Here is a 20998-nt window from a genome sequence, read left to right as displayed (position 1 = left end):
TGAGTTTTTTGTGTATTTTCTCTACGCTCACCACCCATTCGTAAATCAATACGCTCATTTTTATGTTGGACTATCTTTTGCTTTCAGATCCTCCACCATTTACCTCGCGGTAAAAGGCTATCTTTCTGCTACGCCCCGACGACGAATCAGGGGAATGGATTTTAACCATTTAGAATTATGCGCTGCTGCGCGCTTTTATTGTGAGTACAAGACTTGAGAACGTATTCACCGCAGTATAGCTGACCTGCGATTACTAGCGATTCCAACTTCATGAGGTCGAGTTGCAGACCTCAATCCGGACTGGGATCGGCTTTGATGGGATTGGCTCCGCGTTACCGCTTAGCGACCCATTGTACCGACCATTGTATCATGCGTGTAGCCCAGGGTGTCAAAGGGACATGCTGACTTGGCGTCATCCCCGCCTTCCTCCCCTCACCAAACCAATAAGATTGGTTAAATCCGAAATTCGAAATTCGAAACTTTTTGTTTCGTTTTTCGTGCTTCGTGCTTCGGATTTCCAAACTCTTCCGAGTTTGGTGAGGGGCAGTCTCGCCTGAAACATATAACAGGCAACGGGGGTTGCGTTCGTTACCCCACTTAAGGGAACAATTCAAACCACGAACTGACGACAGCCATGCATCACCTGCCCAACCGTCCTTGTGAGACGTCCGCCGTTTCTGGCGGACTTCGCTTGGGTTTCAAACCCTGGTAAGGTTCTTCGTTTATCATCGAATTAAACCGCATGATCCACCGCTTGTGCAAGTCCCCGTCTATTCCTTTGAGTTTTAGTCTTGCGACCGTACTTCCCAGGCGCTTCTCTTAACGCGTTAGCTTCGCCTCCCGGAGGGTCGATACTCCAAAAAGCTAGAGAAGATCGTTTAGGGCGTGGACTACTGGGGTATCTAATCCCATTCGCTACCCACGCTTTCGTTTTTCAGCGTCAGGAGTGCGCCAGTCTATTGCCTTCGCTTTTGGTGTTCCCCATGATATCAACGGATTTCACCCCTACACCATGAGTTCCATAGACCTCTCGCATCCTCTAGATTTGCCGTTTCTCTTGCACTTTTCCGGTTAAGCCGGAAGCTTTAACAAGAGACTAACAAAGCCGCCTACAAACCCTTTACGCCCAATAATTTCGGATAACGCTCGGGGCACTCGTATTACCGCTGCTGCTGGCACGAGTTTAGCAGCCCCTTATTCTTGAGGTAACATCATCGTAATTTCTCCCTCATAAAAGCAGTTTACATCCCGAAAGACTTCATCCTGCACGCGGCGTCGCTCCATCAGGCTTTCGCCCATTGTGGAATATTCTCGACTGCGGCCACCCGTAGGTGTATGGCCCGTGTCTCAGTGCCATCGGTGGGGGTCAGGCTCTCACCTCCCCTAGCCGTCATCGCCTTGGTAAGCCATTACCTTACCAACAAGCTGATAGCTCGCAGGCCGATCTCTAAGCGTCCGCCGAAGCGGACTTTACCCCGAAGGGACTATTGGGAATTAGTCCGCCTTTCGGCGGATTATGCCCAACTTAGAGGCACGTTCCTACGTGTTACTACCTCGTCTGCCACTGGCACCCGAAGGTGCCCGTTTGACTTGCATGCCTTATCCACGCCGCCAGCGTTCATCCTGAGCTAGGATCAAACTCTTAAAAAAGAAGTATTGATTCTCAAACAAAATATATGAATAAATCACATATCCTGAGTTCCGAAAAATAACTCCCGATGAAATCGGGATATATTTTTCGAGAATCCTCGATTTTACAATCGCATCAAAGATGCGAGTAAAATCGGGACTAGGATCAAACTCTTAAAAAAACCTAAAACATTCCGAAGAATGTTCGGTTGAATAGAACGGAACAAAAGAAAGAATAATATTCAATGAGGGCTCAGCTGAAAGCTGATTGCCCGAATTAATCCGCCCTAGGCGGACTATCATTGTTTTTTTGGACTTGTTATTTAGTGGATTTTTAAATTATTAAAGGACGACCTATACTTCTTATAGGCTCTAATACATTATATACATAAAAAGAAAGAGGTCAAGCGCTGGCGCCTGACCTCTTTTAATACATATTTTATTTGATTATACCGGCTATTTTACATTCTCTTTCATGGTAAAATACCTCAATATTTTAAGCTTCGCCTTCTCTTTTTCACTGAGACGCGGAATCGCTCTGCATTCGTCCTCGTTACCCGAAACAGGCACTGACAAGAAGGCGCCCTGCTCAAGCTCAATATACACACGGCCAGAGCATTCGTTTATCTGGATAAACTCATGTCCGCAGGCAGAAGAGGGGCATTTTATGCTCAACAAAACAGTGGGACAACATATTTCATATTCTACTTTAAGCTCATTGGAACTTCCTCTCCAACCGCAATCACACCTTACTTCAAAAATATCATGGCACACCTTGCACCTCCACTATTCTATTTTATCAAATTAAAATACTTGTATATTTTCAATCTGACTCAAATATACAACAAACATAACAAATTGTCCAATCTCGTTACTTCTTTCTGTTTTGGAGTTTCTGGATAGTTACAAGAAGGGGGCCAGCTAAAAAGATTGATGAATATGTTCCGGCGATTACTCCAATACCTAAAGTTAGTGCAAACATTTTTGTAGCGTTACCGCCCAAGAAGAATAAAAATACCAGTACGATAAAGGTCGTCAAAGAAGTATTGATAGAACGAGCTATTGTCTGACTTAAGCTTGTGCCCACTGTCTCTTCAAAATCATTTGAAATCTTCAGCTTTATATTTTCCCTGATACGGTCAAAGATGATAATTGTGTCATTTACTGAATACCCCAGGATAGCAAGCAAGGCTGTCACAAAAAGAACGTCTACTTCAGCGCCAATAAGCGCGAACACGCCAACAGGGACGAGGACATCATGTATAAGCGCTACAATGGCGACGAAGCCATATCTCCAAGAAGAGCCAGGTCGAGACACTCCACGAAAAGCAAAAGCAATAAAAAGAATTATAAGTAAAACTACCAAACCAATCGCAACCAAGGCCTTACGTTTCAACTCTTCTCCTATCACGGGACCGATAGAATCAAACCTCTTTTCAGTAAGTTCATATTCGTCGCTTACTTTCAGTATTGCTAAAAGATTCTGATGGCCTGCTTCTGTCAGGGTAGCCATACGTAACACGATACCCTTCTCTCCGGTAGGCTGAAGACGGAATGACTTAAATCCGGCTTCATCTATGCTTTTTCTTAGTAAATCAATATCTGGCATATCGCCGCTATATTCTGCCTCAATAAGCGCTCCGCCAGTAAAGTCTATGCCTAGATTCAAACCTTGTTTAAAAACAATAAAAATACAAGCTACTACAACTAAAGCGCTTGCGATATAAAATATTTTTCTGTATTTAACGATAAACATAATAATTTTAGCCATTAGTAGCTAGCCATTGGCCACTAGTATTTTTTACCCTAATGGCTATTGGCTAACTACCAGATAACTAGTTAAAACTTCCTCCCAATAAAAATCGACTGAATCTCGTTCCCTCTTTAATACCAAGAGATAGGAATAATACCTTTGAAACTGTAATAGCGGAAAACATTGAAATTAAAACTCCAAGCCCAAAGACCAAAGCAAATCCTTTAACTAAACTTGTGCCAAACCAAAAAAGAATAATGGCCGTAATAATGCTTGAAATATTAGCGTCACGAATTGAAAGCCACGCTCTTGAAAAGCCGTCTGATATTGAACCTTGAACCATCTTTCCGCCCTGAAGCTCTTCCTTAATACGTTCAAAAATAATTACGTTAGCATCAACCGCCATACCGACAGAGAGAATAAACCCGGCAATACCGGCAGAAGTCAAAGTGAATCCAAATACCTTAAATAGGAAAAGCATTAACACTGTGTAGATTGAGAGCGAAGCGACAGCTAGCAGTCCGGCTAATCGATAGTATAAGATCAAAAATATCGCTACGGCGACAATCCCATACACACCGGCCCTAATACCTTTCATTAAAGTATCCCCGCCCAGGGTCGCGCCGATCCCCTGTTCTGAGATAATCTCAATAGGCACAGGTAGCGCCCCTGAATTTAACCTCCCTACAAGAAGTTTCGCCTCCTCTGCTGTAAATCCGCCGGAAATCTCCGCCGTACCTGATGTAATCTCCTCGCGAACAACGGGTACAGAAATAGGAGCGCCGTCAAGATAAATTGCTATTCTTTTACCAACATTTTCTTTTGTTAACTTAGCAAAAAGAGTTTCTCCTTCCTTATTGAACTCCAAGCCAACTTTAGGTTCGAAGGTGGTACTATCAAATTCCAAAACCGCTTTCTTAATATATCGTCCAGTCAAATCAGAAGTGACAAAATACGGATCTTCATATAATCTTTCTCCAATTTTCTGCGCTTCAAATATCTCCTCCTGCTCTTTGGTATCACGTTCAGTCTTAAACTCAAGAAACGGAGTCTGCCCTATCATAGCTACAGCCTGTTCCAAGTCAGTAACACCGGGTAATTCCACCACGAGACGATACTCCTTCTCCTTACCGGCGCTAAAAACACCCGTCTCTTCCACTTGAACAAGAGGTTCAGACACTCCAAAGAGGTTAACCCTTCGTTCTATAACATCACGAAGAGCAGCCATAGAGTTATCTATATCGCTAGGGTCGATACTTGAAACATCAGCTTTATACAAAAGATGAGAACCTCCTTGCAAGTCAAGGCCAAGTTTAAAAGGAAGCCGTGGCGGAACGTCTCCACTTCCAAGCTCTGACGAGTAAGTAAAATAACCGATACTGATGCCGGCTAAGATGAAAAATATTGCCAAAATCCTTATCTTAAACATTGGTCTTTATTATACCCAGATAGAAATTTTAGACAAGACCTATAAATTTTTAAAATGGGCGGGCAGATTTTAAGTTTTTTGAAAAGCGTTTACTCTTTAGTAGAAAATGTATAAGAGAAGTGACGACCACCCCTAAGGCTATGCCTCCCAAGATATCATAAGGCCAGTGAATACCGCCAGCGACACGAGCTAAGCCCACAAAAAGAGCTCCTATAAAAAAAATCCAAGCATATTTCCTCTTCCAGAAGTAGACTGCCGTCGCGATAGCGAAAGAAAAAGCGGCATGCCCTGAAGGGAAAGAGTCATTAGCGCCATGCTCTATAAGTTGCCTCACTTCATCTAGCGCCAAGAAAGGTCTCGGGCTAAAATAATAGTGTTTTATAAATTGAACTAAAACCCACGCCACAATACCTGAAATAAATATGAAAGCTAAGTTTCTTATAACCTGCTTCTCGCTCTTATGATATAAAGCCAAAAACAGTGCGCTTAAGGCTAGTATAAAAATAAAATAATCAGCGAAAAATATGATGGCAAGATCAAGCCAATGATACTGCTCGGCGATACTATTTATATATCTAAAAATTATTTCATTCATGCTATTTTATTATATATCAAATTTACAATATTTTTTATCCTTTCGAGGATTAATTATAAATAAATGAGCGATTGAGTATAAAATTTATGGTTTCCTGCTTGCAAGGAGAAATTTTAACGAAATATAGCGAATATTATTTATTTAAGACGAGGACGGATAAAAAATATTGTAAATTTGAATGATATTACTTTTCTACTTATTTAATTCTACTAAATTTTTAAACACCATCGCCACAGTGATAGGCCCTACCCCTCCAGGCACTGGAGTAAAGAGTGAAGCTTTATCCCTACACGCAGGGTCTATATCGCCGACCAGTTTACCTGCTTGTTCTGAAGTGCCGGCATCTATCAACACAACCCCGTCTTTAATCATCTCAGGTTTGATCAGCCCAGGACTCCCAGCGCCAGATATGATTATATCAGCCTCTTTAGTGAATTTAGAAATATCCAAAGTATCTTTATTCAACACTGAAACAGTCGCGCCTTCATTTATGAGCCAATTAGCCGCAGGCTTACCCACCAAAAGACCGGCGCCAACTACAACAACATTTTTGTCCGCCAATTTGGCGGTTGAACCGCCAAATAAAAAGATTTCTTTTATTGCGCCTACTACTGGTGGCAAAACACTTGATTTACCTGATACAAATTCCCCTATCGCCCTTGATGACAAAACATCCACATCTTTTTGCAGTGGAATAGAATTTAAGATATATTGCGTATTTATATGGCTTGGCAAAGGAAGCTGAACTATGACCCCGGAACTTTTCTTACCACCGAATGGCGGATGGGTAATCTCCGATATTTTTTTACGTAATTTGCTTGTAGAAATATCTCCTCGCAATTTATAAACTTTTGTCTTTACTCCGATCTCTTCGGCAAACTTTTCTTTCTTTTCCACAAACTTAGAAGAGGCCATATCCTCACCAACCTGAATAATCGCAAGTCTGAGCTGTTTGTCAGTTGATTTAATTTCATCTTTAAGATTTTGCTTTATATCTTCCGCTATTTTTTTCCCGTCAATTATCATAAACCTCAGTTTATCCTATTTAACTAAAATAAAAAAGACCCGCGTAAAATCGCGGGTCTTTACATTAAAGAGCGTAAGACTACCAGCCCGCCAAAGACTCAATATCCTCCTTTTTGTAATCAAAATAATCCGTATCTTTCTTGTCGCAAAATAATTTCCTCACCCCATCTGAGATAACAAGCCAACCTCTTCCCTCTTCTTCTATGCTCCATATTTTGTCATTATAAAGTACATGTTTCTTGTATAATGATGCTTCTTCTCTTTTGGGCCATTTTATCCACCACACCGCAAACCTCCTTTTCTAAAGTTTATGTTAAGTTGCTGTCTTATTTACTAAGGAAAGAATGTTTTATTTATCGCTTTTTGTCAACAGATAAGATACGGGCGATTTTTTCCGCAATTTTTTTCATATCACCCTCTTTCGCCCCGCGAGTGGTTTCAGCCGCAGTCCCTAGGCGAATCCCTGACGGGTTAGCGGGTGACCGAGTGTCAAAAGGGATAGTATTTTTATTCACTATAATTCCTTCTTTCTCCAGTCTATCGCTGGCCTCCACTCCGCTTATCCCCTTACCATCCCTCCACACATCAACAAGCAAAAGATGATTATCCGTACCGCCTGAGATAATTCTAAAACCTTTTTTCTTTAATTCATCGGCAAGCACTTTTGCATTCTTCAGAGTCTGCTTGGCATATTTCTTAAAAACTGGAGAATCGGCTTCCTTAAGACAGACAGCTACAGATGCAATCTGATTCACATGCGGTCCACCCTGAAGCCCCGGGAAAATCGCCTTATCAATTTTATCCGATAATTTTTTACGTGAGAAAATTATTGCCGATCTCGGACCTCGCAAAGTTTTATGAGTAGTAGTTGTCACCACATCAGCATATTTAAAAGGTGACGGATGAACACCTCCTGCCACAAGCCCGGCAATATGCGACATATCCACCAGAAGATATGCTCCGCAAGAATCCGCGATTTCTCTAAATTTTTTAAAATCAATTTTACGCGAATAAGCGGTAAAACCGCACACGATAATATCGGGCTTCTCTCTCTTGGCAATCTTTAAAAGCTCGTCATAGTCCAGTCTCTCTGTTTTCTTATCTACGGTATAAGGAACTTGCTTCCAGAATTTACCGGTAAACGATGCCTTGTGCCCATGAGTCAAATGTCCACCAGAAGAAAGTTCCATTCCCATTATCTTACCTTGCCTGCCGGCAGGCAGGTTGCCCAAAGGGACAAGCGCGAAGTAAACCGCAAAGTTAGCCGGACTGCCGGAATAAGCTTGGACGTTTACACCCCACTTGGAGGCGAGGTCTCCAAGTCCAAATAATTTTAAAGCTCTTTTTATCGCAAGAGCTTCAACTTCATCAACAATTTTATTCCCACCATAATATCTCTTATCAGGGTACCCTTCAGCATATTTATTCACAAAGACTGACTCCAGCGCGTTTAAAACATCTTCTGATACATAATTTTCAGAAGCTATTAAATTTATAACTCGCTTTTGACGCGCTTTTTCTTTTTTTATCAGATTTAAAATCTTTTTATCCATAAAGATATTTTAAGATTATCAGACAAGTTCGCACAAAACAAGCTCCATCCCCATGAGTTCGTAGAGTTAATTATCCTGCGCTTTTCTTCTACTGAGTAAGTCCCTCCAACTGAAGCGCCAACGCTTGAACTAACTGTTCCAAGAGTTGTTGTAAGATAGCTTGGAGTTCTTCAATTTGTTTCATTAGTTGAGCTTTCAAAGCGTCTTCGGAAGCTGAAGCCACAGTTCCACCACTTGATGTAACAGTTGAACCATGGATTGCCATAATCTTTAATCTTGTGCTTGGGCCTGCTAGGCCATAGCCTGTTGAGGAAGGAGAACCTGAGCAGATGTTTTGGTATTTGCATTGAAAGCGTTCCACCGCTCTTTGAGTTAATGCGCCATAATAACCTGAGGTTATCCCTTCCGGATATATATCTTTTCCACCAGCTGGCGGATTGGCTAAGTATTGTTGGAGGAGTTTGACTTGATCGTTTTCATAACCTAATGCAAATGGACCGGTAAGGGTTGGAAGGGCAATTGATGATTGAGCGGCAGATATTGTGGCAGGAGTTGTTTGAGCAGTTATGGAAGTCTGGCCTTGTTTTGGAACAGCTTGAAGGATGAACGGATTAGAATAATTTGGCTTCTTGTCGTAAGAATAGATAGCGTAATAGTAAGGAGTGTTGTTTAAAAGATTGGTATCTGTGTATTCATTATCTGTGCCTTCGTAGATGACTGTGCCTTGTGACTTAGCTTGAGTGAAAGTGGAAAGATTTGGAATCGGAGCAGTGGAACGAACGATGGCAACACGGACAAAGTCTGTATCTGGTGGGTTCTGCCATGCGAGAGTGGCCTGATTTTCGGCTGATTGAGAAGTGAAACTCTTAGGAACTTCCGGCGGAGTGGTGTCGTAATAGTTACCGCCACCACCTCCGCCGCCGCCGCCGCCGGAAGATACAGTAACAGAACCTCCGCCGCCGCCACTGGTTGAAGTATTACCGCTGTCTGTAGTATTGCCGGAAGAAGGATCGGTGACATTATTAGCCGAAAGATTAACGGAAAGAGTTAAGGAATGAGTAGTGTCTGTAGCGATGTTAGAGACAATGGAAGTGTTGCCAGCATCGTCTATGGCTTTGACGGCAAAATAGTAGGTGGTGGAAGCGGTTAGACCGGTTGAGGTGTAGAACTCTGGTGAGCCGGCAATCTTTGGAGTTGGTTCGCCTACTGCTTGGGTGGCGGATGACCAGCTTGTCCCGCCTGGCGTGGATGATTCAGTAATTGGCGAGGTAGAGTATCTTAAGTCATATGATAAAGCGGTGCCGACTGAGCCATCGTCTCCGGGCGATGTCCAGTTTAGAGTGATAGAAGTATGATTGACGAAAGAGGTGGAGAGATTGGTTGGGGCTGAAGGTGGCGTAACATCAGTAATTCCTCCGGTAGTGAAAATTCTATCGGTTGAAATGGACGTATTACCTGAAGTATCTTTGGATTTGACTCGGTAGTGATAGAGGGTGGAAGGCGAGAGATTGTTTAGAGTCTGGCTGTGAGAAGTAACAGAGGTGGTGTTTAAATTAGTGGCGGTACCATAGGAAGTGGAGAGACCGTAGTCTATCTGGGTGTCTCCCGGTTCATTGGTAGCGTAAGTGATATTGGCAGAGTTGGCGGTGACTGAAGCAGAGATGTTTGAGATAACGGGTGGCGTGATGTCGGCGGGAACATTGTATTCATCATTGTCTGAAACAGAAGCGCAACCCGGATCGTTAGGGTAATCTGTTAAACCGTCGCTATCATTATCCATACCATCTGAACATTGATACAAAACAGAAACTCCTTCCACTTGCGTAGCATATGAATGAAGCCATTCTTCCAAATTCGTGTACCCGTCACCATCATCATCCATATTAGGATTATTAGGAATTATCAACTTGCGATAATTCTTAAGAAGGACGGGCCAACCTCCTGCATTTTTCTGGCAACGAACAGATCCATCCGAATTAACACAGTTTATGATATTACCGGTATTATTTTTCACTTCATTTATGATACGGATATCTACTGGATCCCTATCTGCTGGACGTGCGCCTACATTTAAAAGCACATTGTCTTTCACAATATTACTCGGAAGGACGCTAAGGCTAGGCACCCAAACAGGCGGAATAGAAGCATGGTTTATTATATCAGATGGTTTTACGGCCACTATTGACCAAGGATCTGAAGTGGCCCCTGGCGCGTCATTATCCGAAATATACACAGAAGCGCTTGATTCTGAATTATAAATGTAAATTGGCGCCACGGACGAATAATAATCCGCGCCTTTAAGATACACATTGCCGACGATACTTGATTTAAGCCCTGATCTTGCATCAGCGTGAGTCTTCATCAGGCCGGCGTTATAAAAAACGTTATTAGCAACAATCGTCTCGGACCCCATACTAAGAAGAGGATTCCTCTGATAGTTGTGAGCTACAAGATTTCCAAGTATTGATATATTAGATGAATCAATCCCTACGATCAACCCATAGCCATGCGGTCCTTTTGGATGAAGAGAGTTATGCAAGGCTTCGCTTAAAATTGAATTGCTTAACGTAATATCACGAACATTCGGATACCATGTTGAAAAAATCTCATCCATTGACCAGCTAAGCGAGGCATGATCAACGACCACATTATAGACATCATTCTCATTATATAAATCCACTACGGCCACGGCATCGCAATTATCCGGTCCGATAACACATCCTGATCCTAAAGTATCGCCTGGCCTTATTCTTATATGCTGAACTAAAACATCATGAGTCTCTATTATAAAAGGTGCGCCTCTTAGCATTATTCCCGGCGACGGCGCAGTCTGCCCCGCTATCGTTATATATGGATTTTTAACTCTTAACCCCCACGCCCCGAGGCTTGAGATGTCTATCACTCCCGATATTTCAAAAACGCACACCCTTGGCCCTGTCGCATCCACACACTCCTTCAGTGATCCTGCGCCGGAAGGATTAAGAGTTGTCACTTTATAGACAGAAGTACTTGGGACAGCAAGATTCCTGCCGCTTCCGGCATAAGTGTTTATCCCAAAACCTTTTCCTCCCGGAATAATAGGCAGGGGCGTACCTGGCGCAACTGTCTGTTTTGAAGGGTCGGCTGGTATAACCGGCGACGCTGTGTTATCTGATAAAGTTGTAAATATATAATCCGTATATGTGGTAGTGGTTAAAGAGGAATTATTCTGAGATTTTATTTGATAATGGTAAACGGTATTTGGAGTAAGGCCTGTTAAAGTCATGGAATGCGCCGTTACTTTATTCCAATCTACATCTGTATTGTTGTAAGTTGAATTTGATGTGTAATATGAATCTGCGGCGTAATTTATTTCAGTATGAGCCAAGTCATCGGTTGTGAATGTTATATCTGCCGTTGTTGGAAAAATGTTTACAGCTTGAATACTTGAGATTACAGGAGGGGTAGTGTCGCCCGATGGCGACACTGAATTAACTTCATTATCGTCTTGGTAAGATGAACATCCTAAATCATCTGGATAATCCGTTAACCCGTCTAAATCATTGTCCGTATCGTCATTGCATTGATAACCGCCGAAGTCATACAACGTCGCCACATCTGATTGAGTCAAAGCGCGATTATATATGCGAACATCATCCAATAATCCGGGGAAATAATTATCCTGCGGTAAATTATTGTAACCTCTGGCCCCTATATATGTTTTATAATTAGAATTTTCAACGGTGCCGCCAAAAGGGGTACTGCCTTTAAGTACATTATCAATATATAAAGTCAATTGAGCAGAGTCCTTAACGCCGACAATATGATGCCAAGCTCCGTCCTCATAAGGAGTATCCGCCGCCCCTATTTGTTTTGAAGCTCCGTCTGACGACATAAATGATATCAAACCGCTGCCGCCAACCTGGAGATTGAATGCGTATCTGCCTGAACCAATGTATTTTGAAATGATATTTTTAGTTTGGATTGATGACGTCTTAAACCATGCTGACACAGTAAAATCACCGGATCCAAAATTGAAGGCGCCTCCATCAGCTATTTGAACAGCATCGTCCACTCCATCAAAAGAAAGCCCTCCCGACACCTTGCCGGTCGTCCATACCGGAGAATTTAATAATGTCCCCGTATTCCCGCCGCCACTATTATCAACAGCAGTTACCCCTGTCGTCTCATCAAATTTCCAATAACCTAATAAACTCGTCGTTATATCCGCATTTACACCCTGGACAAATAAGGCTAATGAAATAAAAAAGCCGGCACTTATTAAAAAAGCCAACTTTCTCATTTCATTCGCATCTATTGTATGTCTGACAAATTGTCTAACCTTTTTCAAAAAAGTAAAAGACGAATCCATAATATTTTAATTATATATTAAAATATAAAATTAAAATATAGTTATCCACAATCCGTTCAATTAAACACAACTTCTTGATGTATAACACCTTCAGCACTTAAAAAATCATAGCCCTAAAAACTCTCTATACGTATCCTCATGGTGGGTGACCCGGCCATAACGCCTCATCCCCATAAGAACGCCAAGACCGGCAAATACAGTAAACATATGCGACCCGCCATAACTTAAAAAAGGGATAGTGGTGCCGGTTATAGGCAAAAGACCTATGTTCATACCTATATGAACAACAAAATGGCTTATTAAAAATATAGCAAAACCAATTCCAAAAAGACTCTCAAAATTAGAGGCGCCAAGCATGGCATTCTTTAAAATTCTCCATACGGCAATTCCAAAAAATAAGAACAAAATAGTCACCCCTATAAAACCCCATTCTTCAGCAAAGGCGGCAAAAATAAAATCCGTCTGATGCTCAGGCAAAAATGACAATCGGCTCTGCGTGCCAAAGCCAATTCCCTTGCCAAACAACTGCCCGGAACCGACGGCAATCATAGACTGATAAGCATTATATCCTGACCCTTGGATATCGGCCAACGGATCTATAAATGACTTTATCCTCGCCTTCTGATAAGGAGCAAAAATAAACATCCAAAAAGTGGCAAAAGTAATAGTAGCGGTAAAAAAAACCAAAAAAAGATGTTTTTTTGAAACCCCGGAAGCAAGAATCATCCCTAGCCAAATAAAGAAAATTATAATTGCCGAACCAAAATCCGGCTGAAAAAGAATCAGAACAAACGGAACAAAAGCGTAAATACCAGATATAATAATATGTTTAATATTTGCAATCTCAATATGGCGACGAGAAAAATATTTGGCCAAAATCATAATAAGGAGCAGCTTCATAGGGTCAGACGGTTCCACCGAGAAAAGGCCTAAATTAATCCAACTTGATGCTCCCTTCACAGCGGCGGCAAAAATTAACAAAACAGCAAGAACAAAGCAAGAGATAGCAAAAAAAATAGCTAATAATTTCCCATTTCTCAAGAAACGCCAATCCACGAAACTAAAAGTAAAAAATACTATAAAACTTACACATATCCAGATAAGTTGCCTAGTAAAGAAATAGTCGCTTTCAGCTCCGCCAAAACTCTTCATAGTGACAAGACCAACGCCTAAAATAGGCAGTATAGCGAGAAATAAAATCCAATCTATATGATTTTTATATATCGCCTTCATTGGTTAAATTGCTTCGTATCAAAATCTTATTGCTTGCCGGTTCAATACTAAACTGATGCGGCCAAGTAAAAGTTATTCTCTGTGAAGATTCTGGAGAAAGAGCGCTTATCCTCGTGACACTCGCGCCGATAGCATTATCTTCCGTATCAAAAAGAATGGCTACCGCCTCAATATCATCAATAGGTAAAAATGTTTTATTCGTAATCCTTGCTTCAAGTATCGGAAAAATTGAATTATTAAAACTTTTTTCTGAAACTGCAACCTTCACTCTTTCCTCTTCAATCCTTTTCCAATTTAGATTGTTAAATTCTATAAAAACACGCTTTGGAATCCTTTCACCTACAGTAATACCTGTTTCAAAGATTAGATAATCTTCATTTGGATTCATAAAAGTTTTGCCTTCTCTTATGGCAATAAGGATATTATTATCATCATAGAGCTTAAACGTATATTTCAATTCAGGTAAACCCGCAAAAAAATTCGGATTCCTTATAAGCGAAGCGACCTCATATACACCGTTGCCCAAAGGGAAAACATTGCTCCAGAGCGTGATAATTTCTTTAATATCGCCTAGGCACGAGCCACACACTCCTCCGCAATCTATGTTTTCTTCATTTTGATTTTTCTTGCCATCAAAACAATTCACTTGCGGTTTGAAATAAAAGAAACCGCCTATGGCAATGACAATAAATAATAAAACTGCAATAAATAGATAAATCAATTGTCTTTGCGAAGCCCAACTCATAAAGCTATATTAACATAAAATAAGCGCAAAAAAAACGCAGAATGTTGGCGGTCAGCTACTTTCCCCCATAAGGAGTATCATCGCCACTAGGGAGCTTAACTTCCGAGTTCGGAATGGGATCGGGTGTACCCTCCCTGTTAAACCACCAACATTCTGCGTTCTTTTTTAATATATATAAATTTACAAATTTCCTAGTAGGAAAACAACTATTAGTACTCCTCAGCTAAACGCATTACTGCGCTTACACTTAGAGCCTATCAACCTGATCATCTCTCAGGAGTCTTAAAGATTCTTAATCTTAGAGTTGGCTTCCCTCTTAGATGCTTTCAGAGGTTATCCTTTCCCAACATAGCTACCCAGCAGTGCCCTTGGCAGGACAGCTGGTACACCAGAGGTTAGTTCACTCCGGTCCTCTCGTACTAGGAGCAAATCTCTTCAAGAATCAAAACGCCTGCAGTAGATAGGAGACCAACCTGTCTCACGCATGATATCATTTGTCGCCAAATGCATTGGACTATAACTTTATCCAAATTTTTATCAAATTTGGATAGTCAACATTTAGTCTCTACGGGTGTACTTATTATAGGTTTTGTAAGGGGGTCAATCAATTTTGATTGACCTTATTTTTTCTGGGGTGACGAAGGTGGTGGCTGCCACATTCTTCCGGTTTTCAATCGGTGCTTTACCGTATCAGAAAGTGCTCGTGTTCGAATCACGTAGCAAAATTCTGATTTTTAAGCTACATCGTCTCCCCTTACAAAACCTACAATAATACTTCCCTCGGTATTGCCTCTTTATGAAAGAGGTTTCACCGATATAAGTTGACTGGTCCTCAAATTATTACTAAAAAGAGGCCGCCGTGATTTGATTGATTCTATCTTTTTTCATAAACGAAAAAATTTATAACACTACTTCTCAATGTCGTGAACTTGATTCAAACCGCTCAAAAGCCAAAAAATAGATTTTAGCATCTGGACGGTTTGAACCCAGCTCGCGTAACTTTTTAATCGGCGAACAGCCGAACCCTTGGGACCTTCTCCAGCCCCAGGATAAGTTGAGCCGACATCGAGGTGCCGAACTCCGCCGTCGATATGAACTCTTGGGCGGAACTAGCCTGTTATCCCCGGAGTAGCTTTTATCCGTTAATCTCCCACCGCATCTAATGCGGATGGTCGGTTCACTATGTTCGTGTTTCCACTCTGCTTGCGATGTCCCGCTCGCAGTCAAGCTAGCTTTTGCCATTACACTATCGGCACGATTTCCATCCGCGCCTAGCTAACCTTAATAAGCGCCTCCGTTACTCTTTAGGAGGCAAGCGCCCCACTTAAACTACCCACCAGATACTGTTTCCGTACGTTTTTGCCGTACAGGTTAGAATTTAGATCAAGAAAGAGTGGTATTTCACTGACGGCTCCATTGTCCCCAAAAGGACAACTTCAAAGCCTCCCACCTATGCTACGCATCCAAAATCTAAATTCAATATCAAGATATAGTAAAGCTTCCGGGGTCTTTTCGTCTAACTGCAGGTAGAGGGCATCTTCACCCCCATTGCATTTTCACCGGGCATATCTCCGAGACAGTTCCCCAGTCGTTACGCCATTCGTGCACGTCTGAACTTACCAGACAAGGAATTACGCTACCTTAGGACCGTTATAGTTACGGCCGACATTCACGAGGGCTTATACAACTCAGCACTCCGCGCTAGAATTTCCAATTTTCAATTTACAATTTCCAAATTTTGAAAATTGAAGATTGCTACTTGAAAATTCTGGTGCGAAGCACCAGTCGTATTTGACCTTCTCGCATTGGTCAGGCGTCACCCCCTATACATCCTCTTACGAGTTCGCAGGGAGCTGTGTTTTTGATAAACAGTCGCCAGGGATACTTTCGCTGCGCCCAACGCATCACGCTACGCATGATTGCGAAAGCACGAAATCACAAATCCGAAATACAAAACAAATTCTAATTTTATAAATTCTAATGTTTAAAACATTAGAATTTATATTTTAATAATTGTTTCGAATTTCAATATTCAAATTTCGAATTTTCAAATCACATGCAATGTGATGCGCTGGGAGGCCTTATTCCGAAGTTACGGCCGCTTTTTTGCCGAGTTCCTTGGAGATATCTCACCCGTTCGCCTTGGTCTTCTCGACCTGACTACCTGTGTTGGTTTACGGTACGGTCCCTCTATTTTTAATCTTAGAAGTTTTTCTAGGAAGGCTCTTCATGAGAATCCCTCAACCCGTGGGAAGAAGTTTCTCCTATCTTCGGAACTTGAATTAAATCAGTCTCCCGGATTTACCTAAGAGACGCTCCTTAAGATAAGAAACATAAATCCAATAATATGCTCTCATTTATTTCCTCCGTCACTCCATCGAAAAATAAAGGGGTCACGGAATATTAACCGTGTGTCCATCGACTCCGACTTTCGTCATCGCCTTAGGTCCGACTAACCCTGGGATGATCACCATTGCCCAGGAACCCTTAGTCTTTCGGCGTCCCGGTTCTCTCACCGGGATTGTGGTTACTTGTGTCAGCATTCTTTCTTCTAAACGCTCCACCGTGGGTCACCCCTTCGGCTTCAACGCAGTTCAGAATATTCTCCTACCATTCCAATGTAAACATTGAAATCCTCACCTTCGGTACCTTGCTTAGCCCCGAGTATTTGCGGCGCGATATCTCTTGACGAGTGAGCTGTTACGCTTTCTTTAAAGGATGGCTGCTTCTAAGCCAACCTCCTCGTTGTTAGAGAAATTTCACCACCTTAAGTGCACTTAGCAAAGATTTAGGGACCTTAGATTGAGATCTGGGCTGTTTCCCTTTTGACTAATGGAGCTTAGCCCCCATAGTCTAACTGCCTTAGATTTAGTCTCTGGTATTCGGAGTTTGGTAGGTATAACGAGATTGCTCCCTGTTTACACCTTCCAGTATCTCTACCCCCAGAGGGTAACTAAGACGCTAGCCCAAAAGCTATTTCGGAGAAAACCAGCTATTACCAAGTTCGATTAGCTTTTCACTCCTTACCACAGGTCATCCGATGGAATTGAACGACCAACCGGTTCGGGCCTCCTTTTGCATTTCTGCAAAATTCACCCTGCCCATGGCAAGCTCACTTGGCTTCGGGTCTTATACGTACTACATACAGCTCCTTAGTTCTGTATCAAGATCAATGAATTGATCAAGACAACAAAACTAAAAAGCTGTGTTCGCGCTATTAACACTCGGTTTCCCTAAAACTCCTCCCTTATGGGATTAGTTAAGCAATACGCATAAACTCGCTGACTCATTCTTCAATAGGCACGCCGTCACGGGCATCACGCTACGCATGATTGCGAAAGCACGAAATCACAAATCCGAAATACAAAACAAATTCTAATTTTATAAATTTTAATGTTTTAAACATTAAAATTTATATTTTAATAATTGTTTCGAATTTCGATATTCGAATTTCGAATTTTCAAATCACATGCAATGTGATACCCGCTCCGACTCCTTGTAAGCATATGGTTTCAGGTTCTATTTCACTCCCCTCACCGGGGTTCTTTTCGCCTTTCCCTCACGGTACTTGTTCACTATCGATCTTAAAGAGTATTTAGCCTTGGCAGTTAGTTCTGCCTGCTTCCCCCAGGCCATTCGTGTCCTGAGGTACTCAAGGTCAATAACAAAAGAGTTATTTTGTTTTCGCTTACGGGACTATCACCCTCTATGGTTTTGCTTTCCAGCAAACTCAACTAACAAAATAATTTATGACTCTCCTTCTACTCCGCAATTTAATATTAAAAAAGAAGTAGAACGTTAAAGCCTTACAACCCCAATTCATAACAAAGTTAAAAACTGGTTTGGGCTATTCCCTTTTCGCTCGCCGCTACTTAGGGAATAAAAATTTTTCTCTTTTCCACCGCTTACTGAGATGTTTCACTTCAGCGGGTTAGCTGGCGCTTTTAACGGCGCCTGACAGAGCTTTACTCTGACGGGTTTCCCCATTCGGACATCTCCGGATCAAAGGTCGCTTGGCACCTCCCCGAAGCTTATCGTAGCTTAGCCACGTCCTTCATAGCCTCTTTAAGTCAAGGCATCCACCATATGCTCTTATTTCCTACTAGGAAATTTATAAACTTTTTATATATTTATTCTAATTTTTACCTGCTATTCAATTTTAAAAGTTCTATCGTTCCGGAAAAATAAAAGCCGCTTATTCAAGCGGCAAAGGTTATAGCATAAACAGAAGGAATCACCTTGCCCACTTGTTGAAACTTTTATTTATCAGTATTCTCATAACTACCATACTATTATATATATGCCGGTTTATAAGTCAACCCCGTCACTCCTGCCTGCCGGTAGGCAGGCGCGAGTGACGGGGTTGGACTAAATCTTTCTATAATATAAGCAAAATTTGTTATTTACTTATATCACTCTTCAGCCTATCTATAAAACGAGCTGCGGCATCCTTTCCTCCCAAACCGAAAGAAAGACCGCCTGCAATTGCAAGCATCGCCACTAACCCAGTAAATAGAGTTTGAGCGAAAGGACCGGCAATTCCCAGCTGAGAAAGCATAACAAGAATTGCGAAAATCCAAATAGCCCATTTAGCTACTCCACCAAGAAGCTCAGGCGAAGGAAGGTCAGCAGCTTTAGCTGATCCTGCAACAATCCTCTTTACAGCATCAGCAACAAGAGCTGCGATAACAAGTATTATCGCCGCTACTATTACATTCGGCAAGTAAGCAAGAATCATTTGCAAGAAGATATTGACCTGACTTAGGCCAAATACATCAGCAATAGCCACAAAGAAGACGATGATTATAAACCATCTTACCAATCCTCCGATAAAAGCTCCTGAATCAAGACGGAATCCTGCTTTTGAAAGAGGTTCCTCTGCTCCTATATTCTGAAGCACTCTGTCAACCTTCAATGATCGTATAAGCTGAGATATCAATCTGCCTATAACTACCGCTATTATCCATCCAATAATGAATATAATAACAGCAATAATTAGCTTAGGGACGAAATTCAAAACTCCGATCCAGACATCCTGAAAAGAAGTAGACAATATATTACTCCAATCTTGTAACATAATTATATTTTATTTCGTTTTAATTAATAAAGTTATTCCGCCGGCCTATTAAATTCACAATTAAGTTGAAAAAAATAGAGCGGACAAATATGCATATTTACCCGCCAAAGGCGGGATAACTTCAAAAAACCGACCTTTTTTAAAGTTATATATATAATAACTTCTATTTGAATCAAATATAATACCAAGTTGTGGATAAAGTCTAAAAGGTTACATTAAGAAACTGATCCAATGCGCTTTGCAAATACAACTCCTAAAACGCCGATCAAACCAAACCCTCCTGCAAAAAATATCCATTTATTACTTTTTCCACTTTCATTTGAAAAAGAAACGGCATTCGCCTCTTGTTTTTTATTTAATGATATATCGTCGTTTTTAATTAAAACTTCTTCCGTTATTTTATCACTTGAAACTGCTTGGCGCAGTCCGCCATCTTCTGAACCAATAGTGCCAGAGTTTAAAATATCTTTTTCATAAATCTGAGACAGATTGCCTTTAGATGATCCAGCCCTAATATCAAATGAATAAAAAACAGAACCATTAGGATAAAGAATATCCGCTTTCTTGCTTTCATCTATATTTAATCTTGTCACCAGAGAAGAGAGCGGTAATTTGCTGCCCGCTCCGATAAAGCTATTTTTAGGGAAAGTAAAAAGCATATTCCCAGACCTAAGCAGCCAATAAGATATGTCTATTTCCCGATCAGAATCATTATAAAGTTCAACTATAGACTCTCCGCTTGAATCAAATCTAACGTCAGTGATTTTAAGATTACTCTCAGTAATTTTTACATTCATTCTGCTTGAGGCGGAATACTCGCCGGAAGAAACATCTAAAAACACGATATAATCACCGGGGTAATTATAAGTATGGGTTACATTTTTCCCATCCTTTGAATATCCATCGCCAAAATTCCACAGAAACCTTGCGTTTAAAAGAGGTTCTTTTTTAAGACCCAGAGCCAATCCTTTAAACTCAAGCACCCCTCCAGCAACGCCTGCTTCATCACCAGAAGAGAAAGCGTAAATTTGAGGAGCAACAGGAAAAGACAGAGCAACAATAGAAGAAGGTTTGGCCACTCCGGCAATCTCTTCAACAACTGAAGCTTCGCTATTTCCATATCCAGTGGTCGGAGATTTTGCCTCCCAATTCCCGTTTATAAACTGCAAAGAATTTCCATCTCCGCTTGCTCCCAGCTCTTTTGAATAACTAACCTGATCAATATCACTCAGAGCTTCATCTCTTATGATTAAAGTTTCTCCATCATTTTTTAAAGAAAACGAGCTGTCAAATAAAACCCCTCCAAATTCAGGCCAATCCGCTAAAAACTTTTCTGCGTTATCTGCTATGACAGCATACCCGCCAGATAGAACAAACGAAACACCGTTTCCAAAGAGATTCAATGAATGATTAGTATTGTCTTCATAAAGTTTCCAATCGCTTAAATCTATATCTTCATTTCCAATATTTTTAATCTCAATCCACTCTCTGCCGGAATCTGACCCTTCTTTCAAGTCATACATTATTTCATTTATAATTACCTCTCCCAAAACTATCTTAGGGATAAAAATAAATAATAAAATAAAAAGAAGATAGAAAATTTTCAC

The 20998-nt window shown here is 41.2% G+C and carries 11 protein-coding genes, 3 rRNA genes and 1 pseudogene; all 15 read right to left on the bottom strand.

Annotated elements, in window-relative coordinates; translation table 11 throughout:
* Positions 1-153 precede the first annotated feature (153 nt).
* Positions 154-1650, bottom strand: a 16S ribosomal RNA gene (locus NUV40_04155).
* Between the two features lie 435 nt (positions 1651-2085).
* Complete coding sequence (locus NUV40_04150; GenBank protein ID MCR4343056.1) at positions 2086-2403, bottom strand: hypothetical protein; 318 nt, start codon at positions 2401-2403, stop codon at positions 2086-2088.
* Between the two features lie 97 nt (positions 2404-2500).
* Positions 2501-3400 (bottom strand): protein translocase subunit SecF, encoded by a 900-nt coding sequence (gene secF / locus NUV40_04145; protein MCR4343055.1) that lies wholly within the window; start codon positions 3398-3400, stop codon positions 2501-2503.
* Positions 3401-3464: 64 nt separating this feature from the next.
* A complete protein-coding gene (secD, locus tag NUV40_04140; protein ID MCR4343054.1) occupies positions 3465-4811 on the bottom strand; it encodes a protein translocase subunit SecD in 1347 nt (448 codons plus the stop codon).
* A 49-nt stretch (positions 4812-4860) separates the two neighbouring features.
* Positions 4861-5406, bottom strand: a complete 546-nt coding sequence (locus NUV40_04135) for a phosphatase PAP2 family protein (GenBank protein MCR4343053.1) — start codon at positions 5404-5406, stop codon at positions 4861-4863.
* A gap of 192 nt (positions 5407-5598) precedes the next feature.
* Positions 5599-6432 (bottom strand): bifunctional 5,10-methylenetetrahydrofolate dehydrogenase/5,10-methenyltetrahydrofolate cyclohydrolase, encoded by an 834-nt coding sequence (locus NUV40_04130; protein MCR4343052.1) that lies wholly within the window; start codon positions 6430-6432, stop codon positions 5599-5601.
* Between the two features lie 79 nt (positions 6433-6511).
* On the bottom strand, positions 6512-6718 hold the full coding sequence (locus NUV40_04125; GenBank protein ID MCR4343051.1) for a hypothetical protein: 207 nt from the start codon (positions 6716-6718) through the stop codon (positions 6512-6514).
* 40 nt (positions 6719-6758) lie between these two features.
* Positions 6759-7985, bottom strand: a pseudogene (locus NUV40_04120) (serine hydroxymethyltransferase).
* An 88-nt stretch (positions 7986-8073) separates the two neighbouring features.
* Entirely contained in the window at positions 8074-12336 is a 4263-nt protein-coding gene (locus NUV40_04115) for a fibronectin type III domain-containing protein (protein ID MCR4343050.1), read from the bottom strand.
* 105 nt (positions 12337-12441) lie between these two features.
* On the bottom strand, positions 12442-13569 hold the full coding sequence (gene rodA / locus NUV40_04110) for a rod shape-determining protein RodA (GenBank protein MCR4343049.1): 1128 nt from the start codon (positions 13567-13569) through the stop codon (positions 12442-12444).
* Entirely contained in the window at positions 13553-14314 is a 762-nt protein-coding gene (locus NUV40_04105; GenBank protein MCR4343048.1) for a hypothetical protein, read from the bottom strand. Before NUV40_04105 ends, rodA begins: the two co-directional genes overlap by 17 nt.
* Positions 14315-14356: 42 nt before the next feature.
* Positions 14357-14464, bottom strand: a 5S ribosomal RNA gene (gene rrf, locus NUV40_04100).
* Between the two features lie 39 nt (positions 14465-14503).
* Positions 14504-18420: ribosomal RNA gene (locus NUV40_04095) — 23S ribosomal RNA — on the bottom strand.
* A gap of 293 nt (positions 18421-18713) precedes the next feature.
* Positions 18714-19391, bottom strand: a complete 678-nt coding sequence (locus NUV40_04090; protein MCR4343047.1) for a hypothetical protein — start codon at positions 19389-19391, stop codon at positions 18714-18716.
* Positions 19392-19606: 215 nt separating this feature from the next.
* The gene (locus tag NUV40_04085) at positions 19607-20998 is read right to left on the bottom strand and encodes a lamin tail domain-containing protein (protein ID MCR4343046.1); all 1392 of its coding nucleotides are present in this window, start codon (positions 20996-20998) and stop codon (positions 19607-19609) included.

The sequence above is a fragment of the Patescibacteria group bacterium genome, assembly GCA_024654625.1.
GTDB lineage: Bacteria > Patescibacteriota > Minisyncoccia.
Note: the sequence above shows the minus strand (reverse complement) of the source record. Positions and strands in the feature narration are given on the sequence as shown.

Excerpts from the sequence above, each read along its gene's own strand:
- secD (MCR4343054.1), bottom strand. The coding sequence starts at position 4,811 with ATGTTTAAGATAAGGATTTTGGCAATATTTTTCATCTTAGCCGGCATC.
- NUV40_04105 (MCR4343048.1), bottom strand. The coding sequence starts at position 14,314 with ATGAGTTGGGCTTCGCAAAGACAATTGATTTATCTATTTATTGCAGTT.
- NUV40_04130 (MCR4343052.1), bottom strand. The coding sequence starts at position 6,432 with ATGATAATTGACGGGAAAAAAATAGCGGAAGATATAAAGCAAAATCTT.
- NUV40_04135 (MCR4343053.1), bottom strand. The coding sequence starts at position 5,406 with ATGAATGAAATAATTTTTAGATATATAAATAGTATCGCCGAGCAGTAT.
- NUV40_04090 (MCR4343047.1), bottom strand. The coding sequence starts at position 19,391 with ATGTTACAAGATTGGAGTAATATATTGTCTACTTCTTTTCAGGATGTC.
- NUV40_04115 (MCR4343050.1), bottom strand. The coding sequence starts at position 12,336 with ATGGATTCGTCTTTTACTTTTTTGAAAAAGGTTAGACAATTTGTCAGA.
- secF (MCR4343055.1), bottom strand. The coding sequence starts at position 3,400 with ATGGCTAAAATTATTATGTTTATCGTTAAATACAGAAAAATATTTTAT.
- rodA (MCR4343049.1), bottom strand. The coding sequence starts at position 13,569 with ATGAAGGCGATATATAAAAATCATATAGATTGGATTTTATTTCTCGCT.